Source organism: Ruegeria sp. HKCCD6428 (assembly GCF_013110595.1).
GTDB lineage: Bacteria > Pseudomonadota > Alphaproteobacteria > Rhodobacterales > Rhodobacteraceae > Ruegeria.
Window position 1 is genome coordinate 214098 of record NZ_WVQX01000006.1, and the last position, 16778, is coordinate 230875.

Consider the following 16778-nt stretch of genomic DNA (forward strand, 5'->3'; position numbering starts at 1 on the left):
GTCTGGGTATGACGCAGAAATCTGGGCGCCGCCGGTATTTGTACCTGGCGGCGTCTTTCTTTTTCAGGCTGGCGGTTGTTGTGATCCTTTTGGGCGGTGGTGTCTGGTGGGTGTTGGCGCACCCCGAAACGCCGATACCCTCACACTGGAACCCGTTGCGTGATCTGAAGGTAACCGCCCCGATTACACCCGTCACCAAGCTCCAACTGAACCGCGCACTGGCCAGCGAAGCACAGTGCAGGGCCGCTCTGGAAGACGCGGGTGTTCGGTTTGAGGCGATGGCGGACTTGGTTGTCGATCAGAATTGCGGCATCGCCGGTCGGGGTCGTCTGACCAAATTGGTGACATCAGGGATCGAGGATGTTGAAACCAGTTGCGCCACGGCTTTGCGCCTGACCATGTGGGAACATCACGTCGTGCAGCCCGCCGCCCGCGATCTGCTTGGGACCACCGTTTCCCGATTGCGCCACATCGGCAGTTACAATTGCCGCCCCATGCGCACTGCGCAGGGTGAAAACAGTGGGTGGAGCAGCCATGCCCGCGCAGATTCGATAGATATCGTCGGTGTGAATACCGTTGACGGTCGGACGCTGACCTTGTTGTCAAACTGGCAGGGCTCGGGACCGGAAAGCGCCTTTTTTCGACGGATCTGGCGCGGGGCCTGCGGTTGGTTTCGCGTGGTTCTTGGGCCCGATTTCAATCGTTTGCACGCGGATCATTTCCACTTGCAAGGCCCGGGGTGGGGCTATTGCCGATAGGCTTTTCAGCAAGAAACGTGCAGGCTGCGACCAAGGGGGAGAAATCGCAAATTTTTTTCCTTTTGGAAAAGCCTGCGACGCGGCTAGTCTTTCGATCATCGGTAAAAGGTGCCGGGTAAACGGATCAAGGAGACTAGGATATGGGCAAGCGCGACGAGCTGATCGCCAAATACGCAGAAGACCTGAAAACCAAATGCGGGATGGACCCCGATATGGACCTGCTGACCAAGGTCACCATCGGTTGTGGTCCGGCGATCTATGACGCAGATGCGGCAACTGTCGCGGCCAGCCAGGACTCGGAACTGGAAACCGTCAAGAACAACTTCCTGATCAAAAAGCTGGGTCTGGCAGATGGCCCCGAGCTGATGGAAGGGATCAACAAAGCCATGGAAACCTATGGCATGTCCGAGCGCAACAAGTACCGTGCCGTTGTCTATTATATTTTGACCAAGCATTTCGGAAAAGAATCCGTTTACAGCTGACCCGGTCGAAATTTACCAAGCGCCCGCCGAGATTCTGGCGGGCGTACTTAATTTGAGTTTCGATTTAAAGACTTGGCATTTGAAACCAAGGGTGCGGCTGGGCTAAGTTCAACCTGTGACCAGGACGGTCAGAACCAGATATTTCCATACGCGTGTGGTGAGTAGGGAGCACGCGGGGGTAGGGAAGGTTCTGTATCGTCAGAGCCTTCCCTCGTTTCTTATCTGAGTTCGCCAAGAATACGCGCAATGAAATTGTCGAATTCCGTGGGCCTCGGGTCCGAATTCCTGGATGACGCGCCACCGCTGCCTGCCAGGTAGACTTCTATCCGCCCCGGACGGGTCTTGCTGCCCGAATTCGTGAAATCCCTCAATATTCCGTCAAGAGCATCAGCTGCCAGCGCCGCGTTTTCAGCGTCGCTTGGATGATAGAAACGAACCTGTGTTTCTCTGACCCGAAAACCCACGCGGTCTGTTGACACAACCGTCGCGCGGCCCTGTGTAAGCAGTTCCAAAGCCCGGCTGCTGGCGTCTTGTGACACTCTCAACGGAACAAAAAGCGAGACTTCCAGATCAATGGGGGATTGTGCGGGCGAAAGCGGTTTTACCTCTGCATAAGACGGGGCCGTAGATAAAGTGATCTCTTGCTGGACAGGGTCCAAAACCATCAAGGATGTCTGCGAAAAGCTGTCTTTGTTCGACCGGTTGGTGTGGCGCCACGGCGGTTCGGCAGAAGCTGGAAACAGGGTTTGAATATCCGCAGAAGAAGCGGCGGCCAAGATGGGTTCGAGCTGTGGCGGAATGAATATGGCTGGCGGGGACAAAGACACGGCCGGTTCCGCTTCTGGGTTTGGGGGTCTTGGTTCCACCCTGTCTTGGTCATCCGTAGCCGAAATGTCTTCGGCTGGAACGGGTGGCGTCACGAGCGCTTCAACCGAGACGCTCTGGTCGAGAGGTGCGCCTGTGATCGCATCCTCGACCTCTTCGATGATTGCCGGGTTGGAAACGGGTGCGACTTCGGAAGACGCTGAATCGGCGGGGTCCTCGGCTGCTTGTGTGTCTCGTGGGGCCGGTGACTCAGCGATTCTGACGGTGGGGGCTCTGTCTGAAAGCAGCTCCTCGATTTCAGGAAGAGTTTCCGTCGCCGCATCCAGGCTGGCTGGGGGCGTTCCACCGGTAGAGCGCCAAGTTCCGGCAATATGTGTGACCGCCCATTGCAGGAACGCGCCGCAAACCAAGGCGGCCAGAACAATACCTGCTCTAACCAAGGGTTTTTTCTTAGTTTTTGTTTCTTCCAAATGCAAAGAACGGACCCGGTCTGATACGATCTCTTCGATTTTGGTTTCGTCTGGCCGGGGCAGGTGCTCTGTCTCGGAAGGTTTCAGGGTGGGTTTTTCCTGCGCTTCACCCTGCGCCCCGCTGAGCACTCTGGCACGCTTTTCACGCGCCTCTTTCAGGCGCGCTTCCCAGTTTTTTGAATTCTTCGCAGCAACGGCGTCTTCGAATATCCCATTGCCGCCTTCGTCGTCAGACATGGGTTTTTGCTTTCAAGAAAGACCGATCTTTATTCGAACACCACCAAGCAATTTCAATCGCGGAAAAACGCGACCGACATGTTCTCACCCGGCAAAGCCCAAGGAAAGATAGCATCTTGCCAGGGGTTTGAGAAGTTCTGCGCCCGGTGCCACTGTCCCGTTCAGTCAGGCTGGGTTTCACCCAGCATGCAAATCACCCGCCATTCATCCTCGGTCACGGGTTGCACCGACAAACGAGAGTTCTTCACCAGCACCATGTTGGCCAGACGCTCGTCCGCCTTGATCTGGTCCAGCGTTACGGGTTTGGAAAAGGGCCGCACGGCCTTGATGTCTACACACTCCCACCGTTCGTCATCGGTGGTGCTGTCGGGATGGGCCTCGGCACAGACCTCGATAATGCCAACAACGGACTTGTCCTTTTGCGAATGGTAGAAGAACCCCCGGTCCCCAACCTTCATCTGACGCATGAAATTGCGCGCCTGATAATTGCGGACACCGTCCCATTCCTCGCCCGCGTCGCCCTTTGCGACTTGCTGATCCCAACTCCAGGTCGAAGGTTCCGACTTGAACAACCAATAGGCCATCAACCGATCACCTTTTTCCACGGGATCAGCTCAACCGATTGGAACAATCCAGCCTTTGCGTAAGGGTCGCCATCGGCCCACGATTGTGCGGCGGCCAGGTCCTCCACATCGAGAATTATCAATGAGCCGATCATGGCGTCACCGTTCAGCAACGGTCCGGCCTGTGACACGACGCCGGTTTCTTCGATATAGGCCAGGTGGGCCGAGCGGTTGTCCAATCGGGTTTGCAACGCGTCGGGTTTATCACGAGCGATGAGGGCGATCAGCATGTTATTCCTCCTTGAGGGGTCGATTTAGCAGGTTTTGAATGGCCTCGGTGACACTGTAGGCGCCATGGCTCAGGTCCGCCACCGTGGCGCTGATGGGCATATCCAGCCCTTCCTTGGCGGCAATGTCCGACATGGCACGGGCAGTGGCGACGCCTTCGACCGTCATTTGGCTGTCAAAGGGCTGATTCAGACCCAAACTAAGGCCAAAACGATAGTTTCGGGACAGCTCGGAAGAGCAGGTCAGCACAAGATCCCCCAACCCGGACAAACCCATCAGGGTGTCGGGGCGCGCGCCGCGCATCGCGGCAAAGCGCTGCATCTCTGCAAACCCGCGGGTCATCAAGGCCGCCCGGGCGCTGTCTCCCAGACCTGCGCCGATGGCGGCACCGCAGCCAATGGCCATGACATTCTTCAGCGCGCCGCCAAGTTCGGCGCCGATCGTGTCTGTGGTGCGGTAAAGGCGCAGGTTCGCCGTCGTCAGTTCGGCCTGAAGCGCCTTGCCAAGTTCCGTATCCTCGCAAGCCAGCGTCAGAGCGGTGGGCAGGCCATGTGCAATGTCATCAGCAAAACTGGGCCCGGTCAGCAGCGCGACGAGGGCATCCGGGATGCTCTCTTTGATGACCGCGACAGGTCCAAGCCCCGAGGTCAGTTCAATTCCCTTGCAGCAGGCCACCAGAGTCTTGCCGCGCAGGGCCGGTGCGTGATCCTGCAAAGCGCTGCGCAATTTCTGCATTGGCACGGCCAACAAAAGCGTGTCAGCCCTGAGCGCCTTGGCGATATCCCCAGTCACATTGATGTCCTCGGGCAAGGTTATGTTGGGCAGTCGGGTTGCATTTTCGCGCGTCTCGCGCATCTGCTGCGCTCGATCGGCGTTTCTTGACCACAGTGTCACTGGCCCGTTGCCTGCGAGCGAGATAGCCAGAGCAGTGCCAAACGCACCGGAGCCCAGGACGGATACGCTCATGCCTTAGCCCCTTTCTTGCCGCCGCCCAGCATGGCCGGGCTGTGTTGATCCAGAGGCCAGCGAGGGCGGGCGACCAGGTCCAGCCCATCCCGCGCGCCGGTACGAAAGCGTTCCAGGCCAGCATAGGCAATCATCGCGGCATTGTCCGTGCACAACGCCAATGGGGGGGCGGTGAATCTGGTGTTTTTTTCAACACAAACAGACTCTAATTCGGACCGAATGGCCGAGTTCGCGGCAACCCCTCCGGCAACGGCAATCACGGGTTCAGACGGAGAGGTTTCCAGATACAGATCAATCGCTCGCCGGGTCTTTTCGGCCAATGTGTCCACAATCGCCTGCTGGAATCCGGCGCACAGATCTGCGCGGTCCTGGCGCGTCAAACCGCCCTTTTCGTTCACGATCTGGTCGCGCATCCGCATCAAGGCCGTTTTCAACCCCGAAAAGGACAGATCGCAACCGGGCCGGTCCAAAAGTGGCCTGGGAAATCTAAAGCGTTTGGGATCACCGGCGCGCGCCTCGGCTTCGACGGAAGGGCCACCAGGTTGCGGCAGACCCAAAAGGCGGGCGGTTTTGTCGAAGGCCTCGCCCGGCGCATCGTCGATGGTGCCGCCAAGGCGGGTAAAATGTTCGGGCCCGTGGGCGATCAGGAATTGGCAGTGGCCGCCAGACACCAGAAGCATCAGGTAGGGGAAGGCAATGTTGTCCGTCAGTCGTGGTGTCAACGCGTGACCGGCAAGGTGATTGACACCCACCAGCGGCAGACCGGTTGCCGCACTGATCCCCTTGGCGCACATGACGCCCGACATGACCCCTCCGATCAGACCCGGCCCCGCGGTGACCGCAACGGCGTCCACGTCCTTCAGGGAAAGACCAGCGGTGTCCAGCGCTTGCAGAACGCAGACATCCAGCTTTTCCGCATGCGCCCGGGCCGCGATCTCGGGCACGACGCCACCAAAAGGGCTGTGCAGTTCGGTTTGGCCATGTACCACGGATGACAGGACTTCGGCCTTGGCGCCCGTCGTTTGACGCACGATGGCCGCGGCGGTATCGTCGCAGCTGCTTTCCAATCCCAGTACGGTAAGTGTTTGCACCATCACCCTGATCCGTTGCATCATGATCTAACGGCGGGGTATCACCCTGCGCGGATGCAAACAATCCTGAAGGGCCAAGGGGCCGCACGTTGTATTTGTTGATGACCCGCCCGCGCGCTGCCTCTGAACGGTTCGTCGCGCAGCTGCCGACCCGTACCAAATCCCGGGTTCAGGTCATCTATTCTCCGATCATGGAAATCCGGCCTCTGCCGGTCGAGGTTGAGACCGAGGGTGTGCAGGGGTTGATTTTCACGTCGGCCAATGCGGTGCACGCGGCGGCCCTGAAAGGTGTGGACCGCAACCTGCCCGCTTTCTGCGTCGGACCGACAACGACCAGCACAGCGAAGGGTTGCGGGTGGCGGGCCGAAATGGTCGGGGCCACGGCGGAAGAACTGGTGGGACATCTGCTCAAGCGGAGGCCCAAAAGCCCGTTGTTGCATTTGAGGGGTGAGAACACGCGCGGCAATGTTGCCGGTCGACTGACCGAATCCGGCCTGACCGTGGGGGAACTGCCAGTCTACCAGCAATTGCTGTTGCCGCTAACATCCGAAGCGACCCGGGTGGCAGATTTGGATTCGCTGGTAATCGCACCGCTTTTTTCGCCAAGAACGGCGCGACATTTTGCCGATATTTGGACCGGATCCGCGCCTTTGTGGTTGGCCGCAATCAGCCAGGCCACGGCGGATCCCCTTTATTCATTGGACTATGCACGCCTGAAGATCGCAAAGAAGCCGACACCAAAGAAAATGCGTAAGGCTGTCAAAAAGCTTGTGAAACATGCGTTGCGGGTTGAGGGCGGCGCGGTCCCCGATTAACTTGACTGGGGCTGTTATTCATCTGAATTTGGATTCGATAAGGGGAATATTGCGGTGGCTGGTAAGAAAAAGTCCGAAGAAAAGCCGGTGGAAACCCCCAAGGCAGATGACGTCGTCGAACCCGAACTGCAACAGGAAGATACACCTGTTGACCCGACTGAGACCGTAGAAGAAGAACTTTCCGAAGCCGAAGCCGAAGCCGAAGCCGAAGCCGAAGCCGAAGCCGAAGCCGAAGCGTCGACTGAAGATACTGCCCCGGCCGAAGAAAAAGTGGTCGAGCGTGTCGTTGAAAAGCGTGGCGGATTTGTTCCCGCTTTGCTGGGCGGCGCCATCGCTGCCGCCGTCGGATTTGCGCTGGGTAATGGCGGGCTGTTGTCAACTGGCTCGGACAGCTCGGATACCTTGGCGACGTTGGAATCCAAACTGGCAGACCAGTCCGACCAGATTGCCAAGCTGTCTCAGGCGCTTGCAAACAGTCCGGATGATGCTGGTCTGACGGATCAGGTCAAAGCGCTGTCCGACAAATTGACACCCGTGGAAAGTGACCTGAGTGCGATCAAATCTACTGTGGATACGCTGTCAGGCCAGATCGGACCATTGTCAGACCGCATTGCGACGCTTGAGAAAACCCCGATCGAATCCAGCGTGTCGCCCGAATCCATGGCCGCGTTCGAAGCTGAGCTGAAGAAGCTTCAGGACTCGCTGGCCTCGCAACGGGCCGAGGTTGAAAAAATGGTTTCCGACGCTCAGGCGCTGGAGGCGAAAGCATCAGCCGATGCGCAGGCTGCGGCCAATGCCGCCGTTCTGTCGCGTTTGCAAGGGCAATTGGATGCGGGTCAGCCCTATTCCGATCTGGTTGCAGAACTGAAGGCAGGCGGTGTGGATGTGCCGGATGCCCTGTCCGGGCCGGCTGACAAGGGTGTTGAAACACTCTCTTCTCTGCGCGACAGTTTCGCGCCTGCGGCCCGAACCGCGCTGGCCCAAGCCCGTGAAGCCGACAAGGGCACCGGCCTGATCGCATTCCTGCAACGTCAAACGGGCGCGCGCTCGGTCACGCCCCAGGAAGGGGATGGGCCAGATGCCATCCTGTCACGGGCACAGGCTGCGCTTGCGGACGGAGACCTGGCCAAAGCCTTGAGCGAACTGAAATCACTTCCCGAAGCGGCACAGGCTGCAATGTCCGATTGGGAACAGGCGGCCCAAACACGGGTCGCAGCCGTCGATGCGGCGAATACACTGGCTTCCAGCCTGAACTCGAACTGAAGGACCTGCCATGCTGTGGTCACTGTTTAAGATCCTTGTTTTTGTTGCGATTATCGGCCTGCTGGCGTTGGGCGGTCACTTCCTGATGCAAACCAGTGGCGGGGTTCAGATCACCGTCGCGGGCACGGAATTCACGTTGGGGCCGCTTCAGTCAGTGATCGCGTTGGCTGTGTTGGTTTTTGCGGTCTGGCTGTTTTTCAAGTTGCTCAGCCTGCTCATCGCAACGCTGAAATTCCTGAACGGTGACGAAACGGCCCTGTCTCGGTATTTTGACCGCAATCGCCAGCAAAAGGGGTACCAGGCGCTGGCTGATGGTCTGTTGGCGCTGGCCTCGGGCGAAGGGCGCGTGGCGATGACCAAAGCCAGCAAGGCCGAAAAACTGCTGAACAAGCCCGAGCTTACCGACCTGCTGGTGGCACAGGCCGCCGAGATGACCGGGGATACGAAAAAGGCATCGGATACTTATAAAAAACTGGTGACCAACAGCGCCACCCGTTTCGTCGGCGTGCGCGGGATCATGAAGCAGAAGCTGGCCGAAGGTGATGATGAAACGGCCCGCAAACTGGCCGAGAAGGCCCTGGCGATCAAACCACGTCATGAAGAAACGCAGGACGTGCTGCTGAACCTGCAAACCAAGGCGCAGGATTGGGCCGGTGCCCGTTCGACCCTGACGGCCAAGCTGAAAGCCGGGTATTTGCCGCGCGATGTCTTCAAACGGCGTGATGCGGTTTTGGCCTTGTCCGAAGCCAAGGGAATACTGGACGAAGGTGCGACGGTCGAACAGCAGGAACGCGCGATTGAAGCCAATCGTCTGTCGCCTGATCTGGTGCCTGCCGCTGCCATGGCGACCCGCGCGTATATCGCCAAAGGTAAACCGCGGGCCGCGACCAAGATTCTGAAAAAAGCATGGGAGGCTCAGCCGCATCCGGATCTGGCCCATGCCTTTGCCGACATCGTGCCGGATGAAACCCCCGACCAACGGATCAAGCGGTTCACCGCGCTGACCCGGATTCACCCCGAGAACATGGAGACGCGTCTGATACTGGCCGAATTGAACATCGTGGCCGAGGACTTCCCCGAAGCCCGCCGTGCGCTGGGCGATGTGGTCGAAACGCAGGGTGATGCGCGCGCCTATACGTTGATGGCCGCTATCGAACGGGGCGAAGGAGCCTCGGACGCCATTGTGCAAGGCTGGTTGGCCAAGGCGCTGAATGCGCCGCGTGGTCCGCAATGGGTGTGCACCAATTGCCATGATATCCAACCTGAATGGGGACCGGTCTGCCAGAACTGCGGCAGCTTCGACACGCTCAGCTGGCAGACACCACAAACACCCGAAATCGCAAGCGCGACCGGCGTACATATGTTGCCTTTGATCGTTGGTGCGCTCGAAGATCAATCCGAAGAGCCTGAAGTCATGGAGCCCGCGGACGAGGATGATGTGGTCGAAGTGACACCAAAGTCGGCAGAGGTGGCAGACGAAGCCGAGGTTCAAAAGCAGGCCTGAGCCCTGCAACGTCTGTTTTATGCCTGCTTACACTCATTGAGATTGATGCGACGCCGCGCTTTTTGGTGAAGCCAAACCGGACGCCAGCGGTCCGAAGGGTCGTGCTTTTTTGCCTCTCTCAGCGGCTTGTCGACGCGTTGGCGGCCTGTTGCACTTACAGGCTGTGTTGGCCGCTTCCCTCCGCAAAGCAGCCGTTCAAAAAAAGGCGCAGTTAACGTCCGAGATGCGGTCAAAACGGCCGTTCGCGTTCTTCGTCGCGAAGTACACAGTCAATGCAAAGCGGACGTTTAACTGGTGTCTATTTTCCAGCAGTTTTGGGATGAAGTCGGCATCTGAATTCTGTCTCAGTTTTTTGGTAAGTACCGATCCAACAGAGCATCGACCAACCCTTCCTGAAGTTGGTAACCGGTTGCTTCGTCCACTCGCAAAATGTCTTCCAGAATAATAAGTTGTTCCATGCCCGTCGTCATGGACAATCGCTTTGCCAGGTCGTCGATTTCCTTCGGCTTCATCAATGGCTGAACTGGTGCAAGTGCTTCCGAAAAAGCCGCCACTCTTCTGGCGCCACGCATTTTGACAGTTCCATCTTCAAGTGATGCCTTGAGTGATTCAGCTAGAAACTGCCGGAAGTGCGCCTCATGAACCCGAGAAAAATCCAGATAGTAGCGCGCAACGGCGTGTACGCGGCTCCTGACGTTTTTCAGCCCCTCGAGAAGTTCTGAAGTTGGAGTAACTTGAAGATCGAGCGTCGCATCCAAAGCCAAGACACTTGGATCAGAAAAGTAACGATAGACCGTCGCACGACTGGTTTTGGCACGCTCAGCGACTTTTGCCAGCGTGACTTCTTTGCCTTCCGACATCAAGTCACGTGCAGCTGAAAGAAGTGCTTCTCGTGTTCGATTAATTTGATTTGTACGCGACGCCAATACCAAGCCTTTTGTGATACACTTGTCTCATTAGTAGATATATGTATCATAAGGGCAGTGTGTTTCAAGTAAAGGGAGTTGAAGTAATGGCTGAACCTCGTCCGCGAATTTATCATCTTCTAGGAAACCTTCTAACCTTTCACGCCTTTCCCAGTGAGACCGGAGATCGTTGCACAATCGTTGAGATAAAGACGGCGCCGGGTGCCGGTGGGCCACCCAATCATCATGCTGGCGAAGACGAAAGCTTCTATGTGCTTGATGGTGAATTCGAGTTCTTTGTGAATGGTGAGACAATCAGCGCAAAAAGTGGTGACTTCGTCAAAGTTCCGGACGGCGCAGTGCACGCCTTTACGTGTACTGGGGAACGGCCTGGCCGGCTACTTTGCATAAACGCCCCTGGCGCGATGCATGACACTTTCTTTACTGAAGCTGGTGAAGCCATGCCTGATGGTACGACAGAAATTCCGGCGCCAGATGGACCGCCAGACATTCCGGCAATCATGGCCGTAGCAGACCGAGCAGGAATGACGATCTTGGTGCCTGCAGAAGTTCCCAGCTAACAAACGCGCCTATATAATTCCAGGTTGAGAAACGGAAGTATTGGACTGAAAACTCTGCTATAGACCCTATCTGGTAACACTAGCTCAATCCCAAGCCGGCATTCACGATGAGACCTTGCGATTGTGGATAGCGGACATTCGCTGCGCTGTCCAAAAATGTCTTCTATGTGAACCAGAGCAATCGTTTACGCGTAGGCGTGATAGCGGCTTAGATTGTCTGCTATCTGCGCTTGGTCAAGTTCGTTTTGGCGTGAGAACGCTCAATTCAGCATTCTTTCCGAAACGTCCTCAAGAAGGGTATGAAGATCGAAATCTTCGCCTTTCTCAGCAAGCCCTTTGTCATGCAGAATGAAGGACAGCCCGTGCACGAAACTCCACAACAAAAAACCACGGCGGCGAACTTCGTCTGTGATTCCCGGTTCACCGAGACACTTTGCTACCTCAGTCAAGAGAATCCCGAAACTTTGCTGGCCACCTTCCTCCAACCGGGGATCCGCGATGCGATCTGTGAAGCCGCCAAATTTCAGTCTGAAGATCCCAGGCTCATTTAACGCGAAGGCAACATACTCCATCCCGATGGCAGTAATGCGCTCGGGAGATCCTTCGGGAACGCCTTGCAGTGCGGCAAGCATTTTGTCTCGGTGCCGATCCATTCCTTCAAGGACAGTGGCGACCAACATTTCTGTCTTGTCTTTGAAGTGCTTGTAAGGTGCCGCGGTTGATACGCCAGCCCTTCTACAGGCCTCGGAAACGGAAAAACTGTCCGGACCTTTTTCTTCAACCAACTGTCGGGTTGCTTCGATCAGTGCAGCGCGGAGATCGCCGTGATGATAGGCTTTCTTGCTCACCGATTGACCGGTCGCCTGGCTGATTGTTGAGTGACTTTTTTCTATGCTGGTCATGATCCAACATGTGCCAGATCACGTATCCCTTGTCAAAGTGAGAACTTCTAACATATGTTAGAGATGCTAACTTGATGAGGTCCGCAAATGCAAAGTCCCGCGAAATACTTTACTGAAGAGACCAAGCCGAGCCTCTTTTTACGTGTTTTACGCGGTACCGTGCGTGTCGGGGTGACCGTTAGCTTCATAGGTGTTGCAGCGGCCGCAGTTTACTTCGGTGCATCGGAGCTGACGCGCAGAGCAGATGCTGTACCGGCGCCAGATGCCGCTGCTGTAACCCCGGTCTCCGCCACACCAATCACGTCCGAAAGCGCCTACACAGTCGACCGTGTGTTCATCGGTCAGGTCGAGCCTCAGCGTTCGGCAGATATCTCTTTCGAATTGACTGGGACGCTTGATCAAATTCTGGTGGATGAGGGTGACGAGGTTGCTAAGGGCCAACTTCTCGCAACGTTGGACGTAGCTCTGTTGGAAGTTGAACGCGACCGACTGACGGCATCTCGTGATGCCATTGCAGCCCAGCTTTCATTTGCCGAGAAAACGGTCGAGCGAAACGCGAAACTCATCGAACAAGGCTTTACCAGTCAAGCTCGCTTAGATGAGGCAGTTTCCCGACAAGATGAATTGTTGTTTAGAATTGGGGAACTGGATGCAGCGCTGCGGGACGTAACCGTTCGGATCGAGAAATCCAGCATTGAGGCTCCGTTTTCTGGTCAAATAACCGCGCGACACGTGGACGGCGGTGAAACTCTGCGCTCGGGCGAACTGGTTCTGGGTATGGTCGAGGTCGTGGCGCCGCAGGTTCGAATTGGTATCCCACTCGACGTTGACCCGGGGCTTCTGACAGATGTTGAAATCGAGATCGCTGGTCAAAGCTATCGGGCTAACCTTGCAACCTTGCGGCCCGACATTGATCCGGTAACCCGCACCAGAACCGCACTTTTCGATCTGAGGAACGCGCCGGACGTTGCCTTCGGGCAGACCGCTCGTGTGCATATAATTGATCCCGTACAGAGTGCGGGAATCTGGGTGCCCACGACATCCTTGAAAGAAGGTACGCGTGGGCAATGGACACTGCTGGTTGCTGACGCGCAGAAGATTGTGCGCCTGGCGACGGTCGAAGTTCTGCATGCTGAAGATGACCGTGTCTTTGTGCGTGGCACGTTTCCGGAAGGCACCGTCCTGATCGATCAGGGGCCGCAGCGCGTAACCGCTGGTCAGCGTGTCGCCTTCAACACTGGCGAGTAACGGAGCGATCTGATGGAAACCCTTACCTTTCGCCACCCCCGGCTGGTTGCCCTCATCATTTTGGTGCTTGTATCTGCAGGTCTGTCTTCGTTCCTGTCGCTGGGACGGCAGGAAGACCCAACGATTACCAACCTCTTCGCAACTGTGACGACGCAGTTCCCTGGTGCAGACCCTGAACGGGTCGAAGCGTTGGTTACCGCAGAAATCGAAGAAGAACTTCGGAAAATTGCCGAGGTGGATGAAATCAGCTCTGTATCCCGGTCGGGCGTATCGGTCGTTTCGGTAGAGTTGCTGGAGACGCTGGATGAAGCAACCATTGAGCAGGTTTGGGCCGAAGCTCGGGATGCCGTTGAAGATGCTCGACAGAACTTTCCGAGTGGAGTGTTGCCGCCGGAATTCGATGCCGAGGGTATTTCTGCCTATTCTGCTGTCATTGCCGTTGCGGCCGAGGATCCGGACTTCCCGTTAACTTTGCTGTCGCGGCATGCCGAAGCTCTGGGTGACAGGCTGCGCGCGATACCCTCTACGCGAGCCGTGGACTATTTCGGTCAGCCGGAAGAAGAAGTGCTCGTAAATGTCGATATGGACAAGGCCGCTGCGCTTGGGCTCAGCGCTGTCGAGATCTCCCAGCGGATTGCAGAAGCAGATGGGAAGGTTCAATCCGGGCGGTTGCAGTCCGATGTCGACCTGACAATAGGCATAAGCGGAGAAATTGAGACTTTGGACCGCATTCGAAGCATCGTCCTGCGAGAAAATGCAGACGGTGCCGTGGTGCAGCTCGGAGATATTGCCAGCGTAGACCGGGGCGCGCGCAAACCGCAGCCCTCAATCGCGTTTGCCAACGGAAAGCCCTCGGTTTCGATAGGAGTTCTGGCGCAGGACGGGGTACAGATCGATCGTTGGACGGGCTTTCTTCGGGATGAGCTTGAGGCCGGCGCCGCATCGGTACCTTTGGGCATGCAGGAAATACTGCTGTTTGATCAAAGCGAGTACACGACGGATCGTTTGTCAGAGGTTGGGATCAACATGGCCATTGGCGTGGCACTGGTCGTGGCAGTTTTGTTTGTTACGTTGGGGGTTCGGGCAGCTGGGATTGTGGCTTTGGTATTGCCGGTTGTCTCATTGGCAACTCTGGCGACGATGAACATGATTGGATTGCCAATTCATCAGATGTCCGTGACGGGCCTGATTGTTGCCCTTGGTCTGCTCGTTGACGCAGCCATCGTCATGACCGATGAAATTCGACGTCGTCTGCAGGATGGGATGGATCGGCTAGCAGCCGTACGGGATGCTGTTCGCAGGTTGGCCGCGCCACTGCTGGCATCGACCGTGACAACGGCGCTTGCCTTCACGCCGATGATCTTGCTGCCGGGACCCGCAGGCGACTTTGTCGGTGCCATCGCTATCGCCGTGGTGCTTATGCTTGTCTGGTCCCTTGTTGTGGCCTTGACGGTGACCCCGGCGATTGCGGGCTGGCTACTGTCGGACCGCCCCGACGCAGGAATGCTGAGCCGCGGCATCAGCATCCCGCCGCTTGCCCGAATGTTCGAGGCCTCAATTCGATTGTCAGTCGCTAATCCGGTGCGATCCATCGTGTTGGCATTGATCTTGCCCGTGCTTGGCTTTGCAGCCTTTCCAACGCTGACCGCGCAATTCTTCCCGGGCGTCGACCGCAACCAATTCTATATCGAAGTCGATATGCCGGGTGGAACGTCAATTGCCACCACCGAAGCAACCGCCCGCCAGATCGATGAAATGCTGCTGGCTGACGACGGCGTCAAAAGTGTCTACTGGACCGTCGGAGAGTCCGGCCCGGCATTCTACTACAACATCGTTGGAAACCGTTCGCGCGAGCCCGGTTTTGCACAGGCCATGATCACGACCAACACGGCCGATGATGCGGCCCGCCTTGTCGGAGCGTTGCAGAGCCGTCTGGATATCGACTTTCCTGACGCGCAGATCATCGTGCGCAATCTTGTTCAGGGTCCTCCGGTCGCCGCACCGGTTGAAGTCAAAATTCAGGGGCAGGACATCTCGGTATTACGTAATCTGGGCGACGAGGTGCGTTCAGTAATGGCCAATCTCGATCTGGTGACGCAGGCGCGTGCCAGTGTGAACGGCGGCAACCCTCAAATCCGGTTCGAGATTGATGAGGTCAAAGCCCGTTTGCTGGGGCTGGACGTGGCGGATATAGCGGGTCAGCTGGACACGGCGCTTGTTGGCACAACCGGTGGATCACTGATCGAAGGGACTGAGCAGTTGCCGGTGCGCGTTCGTTTGGGTGACGAGGTGCGGTCAGATCTAAGCGCGATTGTCAGTATGCCCATTCTACTGCCGAACGCTGCCGAAATATCCGCGACAGGAATTTTCCCTGCTGTGCCGTTGTCAGAACTAGCCAGACCCATAATCGAACCTGCAGAAAGCGTCATAACTCGAACGGATGGCGTGCGAGAAAACACCATACAGGCGTTTATCGTACCTGGTGTTTTACCCGAAGAGGCTTTGCAGGACATATTGGAAGCGCTTGATGCGTCCGGGTTTGTGTTGCCTCAAGGCTATTCGATGTCCTTAGGCGGCGACAGTGATGCCCGATCCAATACCGTGGGAAATTTGCTCGCCTCTGTCGGGTTGATCGTCACACTCTCCATCGCGACGATCGTTCTGACCTTCAACTCGTTCCGGCTGACCCTTGTGACCTTGGTCGTGTGCGTTTTGTCTGCAGGCCTTTCACTGCTGTCGCTGGCCGTCATGCAATTCCCGTTCGGAATAACGTCAATCATCGGGGTCATCGGCTCAATAGGGGTTTCGATCAACGCGGCGATCATTATTTTGACCGGGTTACAACAAGACCGAGAGGCCGGCCAGGGAGATCGCGCAGCCATGGCTCGCGTAGTTACTGGTTCCAGCCGTCACATTATTTCGACAACGGTCACGACCTTTGGCGGCTTCTTACCCCTGATATTGGGTGGAGGTGCATTTTGGCCACCATTCGCCGTAGCAATCGCAGGCGGCGTTCTGTTATCAACCGTTGTATCTTTCTACTTCACCCCTCCCGTGTTCGCTTTGGTGTATCGTAGAACATTCAACAAACAACGTCCGGCCAAAAACCGCCATTCCGAACCACGCGAAGCCGTTGTCGCGCTGGTGGCGGAATGAGAATTGCGCCTACTTCTCCTTGTGAGTTGGTGTGGTTCAAAGCCGCCGTTGTTCGAAGTAAGAGTCAAGTTCTGCTGTGGGCCGAACGCCGGATTTTGCAGTGTCTGGTTTCTGCGCGTTGACGTCGTTAGCGCGGACTGCAGCACCTGATTACTTTGAGCTCGGATCGGAAATTTGCTCGAATGAGATGCACGACTGCTTTGCGATATTTTTTTCGTCAATGACCCGCTCGCGCCGGTTGTGCGGAGGATACGACTCATAATCGATTTGGGCTATCCGTCTCGTTGTAGATTGCGCAGCCTTGGCTTAGATCATTAGGACCATTGGAACGGGCGGAACAATCTTAACAAAACCTAACAACTCGGTTGCAGTCAGCAGTCGATTCTGTCGAAGCTTGGAACCTGTGCGATACCAACCAATACCTACAGATCTATCAGCGAGAAATCGGGAGATAAATCAGGGGATATTTTTATGCCCGCAAAGAAAATTTTTGTGTTTCAACATCTTGCGGGGAGATTTGGTGCCCAGGAGAGGACTCGAACCTCCACGTCCATACGGACACTAGCACCTGAAGCTAGCGCGTCTACCAATTCCGCCACCTGGGCAGGTGTCGTGGAGGGGCGTTTAAGCCTAGTCGCAGGAGGCGTCAACCAGATTCGGCGAGAATTTTTAAAGTTTTTTGAATTCGATTCCTGGCCGGTGTTTTCCACGCATGGTTTTCAAC

At 56.6% G+C, this 16778-nt stretch carries 15 protein-coding genes and 1 tRNA gene; 8 read left to right on the forward strand and 8 right to left on the reverse strand.

Annotated features, from left to right (window positions below; all coding sequences use genetic code 11):
* Positions 1–8 precede the first annotated feature (8 nt).
* Together GS620_RS15010 and GS620_RS15015 are read left to right on the forward strand one after the other, a co-directional pair.
* Complete coding sequence (locus GS620_RS15010; RefSeq protein ID WP_171616675.1) at positions 9–758, forward strand: extensin family protein; 750 nt, start codon at positions 9–11, stop codon at positions 756–758.
* A gap of 140 nt (positions 759–898) precedes the next feature.
* Positions 899–1240: a DUF2853 family protein gene (locus GS620_RS15015; protein ID WP_171171577.1), complete on the forward strand. Its 342-nt coding sequence runs from the start codon at positions 899–901 to the stop codon at positions 1238–1240.
* 218 nt (positions 1241–1458) lie between these two features.
* Here the strand turns inward: GS620_RS15015 and GS620_RS15020 are convergent, their stop codons facing one another.
* From GS620_RS15020 to tsaD, 5 genes are all read right to left on the reverse strand, one after another.
* On the reverse strand, positions 1459–2772 hold the full coding sequence (locus tag GS620_RS15020) for a hypothetical protein (RefSeq protein ID WP_171616677.1): 1314 nt from the start codon (positions 2770–2772) through the stop codon (positions 1459–1461).
* A 161-nt stretch (positions 2773–2933) separates the two neighbouring features.
* A complete protein-coding gene (locus tag GS620_RS15025) occupies positions 2934–3356 on the reverse strand; it encodes an EVE domain-containing protein (RefSeq protein WP_171116640.1) in 423 nt (140 codons plus the stop codon).
* Positions 3356–3625: a YciI family protein gene (locus tag GS620_RS15030; protein WP_171116638.1), complete on the reverse strand. Its 270-nt coding sequence runs from the start codon at positions 3623–3625 to the stop codon at positions 3356–3358. The genes GS620_RS15025 and GS620_RS15030 overlap by 1 nt, the downstream gene beginning before the upstream one ends.
* A 1-nt stretch (position 3626) precedes the next feature.
* The gene (locus tag GS620_RS15035) at positions 3627–4589 is read right to left on the reverse strand and encodes an NAD(P)H-dependent glycerol-3-phosphate dehydrogenase (protein ID WP_171233505.1); all 963 of its coding nucleotides are present in this window, start codon (positions 4587–4589) and stop codon (positions 3627–3629) included.
* On the reverse strand, positions 4586–5683 hold the full coding sequence (gene tsaD / locus GS620_RS15040; protein ID WP_171233585.1) for a tRNA (adenosine(37)-N6)-threonylcarbamoyltransferase complex transferase subunit TsaD: 1098 nt from the start codon (positions 5681–5683) through the stop codon (positions 4586–4588). The genes GS620_RS15035 and tsaD overlap by 4 nt, the downstream gene beginning before the upstream one ends.
* 98 nt (positions 5684–5781) lie before the next feature.
* Here tsaD and GS620_RS15045 point away from each other — a divergent pair, with 98 nt between their 5' ends.
* From GS620_RS15045 to GS620_RS15055, 3 genes are read left to right on the forward strand one after another with little or no spacing between them, the layout of a single operon-like run.
* On the forward strand, positions 5782–6495 hold the full coding sequence (locus GS620_RS15045) for a uroporphyrinogen-III synthase (RefSeq protein ID WP_171233504.1): 714 nt from the start codon (positions 5782–5784) through the stop codon (positions 6493–6495).
* Between the two features lie 54 nt (positions 6496–6549).
* Entirely contained in the window at positions 6550–7758 is a 1209-nt protein-coding gene (locus GS620_RS15050) for a COG4223 family protein (protein WP_171616679.1), read from the forward strand.
* A 10-nt stretch (positions 7759–7768) separates the two neighbouring features.
* Entirely contained in the window at positions 7769–9262 is a 1494-nt protein-coding gene (locus tag GS620_RS15055; protein ID WP_171616681.1) for a heme biosynthesis protein HemY, read from the forward strand.
* A 344-nt stretch (positions 9263–9606) separates the two neighbouring features.
* Here GS620_RS15055 and GS620_RS15060 read toward each other — a convergent pair whose 3' ends face one another.
* The gene (locus tag GS620_RS15060) at positions 9607–10194 is read right to left on the reverse strand and encodes a TetR/AcrR family transcriptional regulator (protein ID WP_371809811.1); all 588 of its coding nucleotides are present in this window, start codon (positions 10192–10194) and stop codon (positions 9607–9609) included.
* Positions 10195–10274: 80 nt separating this feature from the next.
* On the opposite strand from GS620_RS15060, the gene GS620_RS15065 reads away from it, so the two are divergent.
* Entirely contained in the window at positions 10275–10748 is a 474-nt protein-coding gene (locus tag GS620_RS15065) for a cupin domain-containing protein (RefSeq protein ID WP_253283956.1), read from the forward strand.
* A gap of 260 nt (positions 10749–11008) precedes the next feature.
* On the opposite strand, the gene GS620_RS15070 is transcribed toward GS620_RS15065, so the two are convergent.
* A complete protein-coding gene (locus GS620_RS15070; protein WP_171364065.1) occupies positions 11009–11650 on the reverse strand; it encodes a TetR/AcrR family transcriptional regulator in 642 nt (213 codons plus the stop codon).
* 87 nt (positions 11651–11737) lie between these two features.
* Here GS620_RS15070 and GS620_RS15075 point away from each other — a divergent pair, with 87 nt between their 5' ends.
* Together GS620_RS15075 and GS620_RS15080 are read left to right on the forward strand one after the other, a co-directional pair.
* Positions 11738–12898: an efflux RND transporter periplasmic adaptor subunit gene (locus GS620_RS15075; protein WP_171616687.1), complete on the forward strand. Its 1161-nt coding sequence runs from the start codon at positions 11738–11740 to the stop codon at positions 12896–12898.
* A 12-nt stretch (positions 12899–12910) separates the two neighbouring features.
* Positions 12911–16054 (forward strand): efflux RND transporter permease subunit, encoded by a 3144-nt coding sequence (locus tag GS620_RS15080; protein WP_171616689.1) that lies wholly within the window; start codon positions 12911–12913, stop codon positions 16052–16054.
* Positions 16055–16572: 518 nt separating this feature from the next.
* Here the strand turns inward: GS620_RS15080 and GS620_RS15085 are convergent.
* Positions 16573–16659 (reverse strand) — tRNA-Leu (locus GS620_RS15085).
* Between the last annotated feature and the right edge of the window lie 119 nt (positions 16660–16778).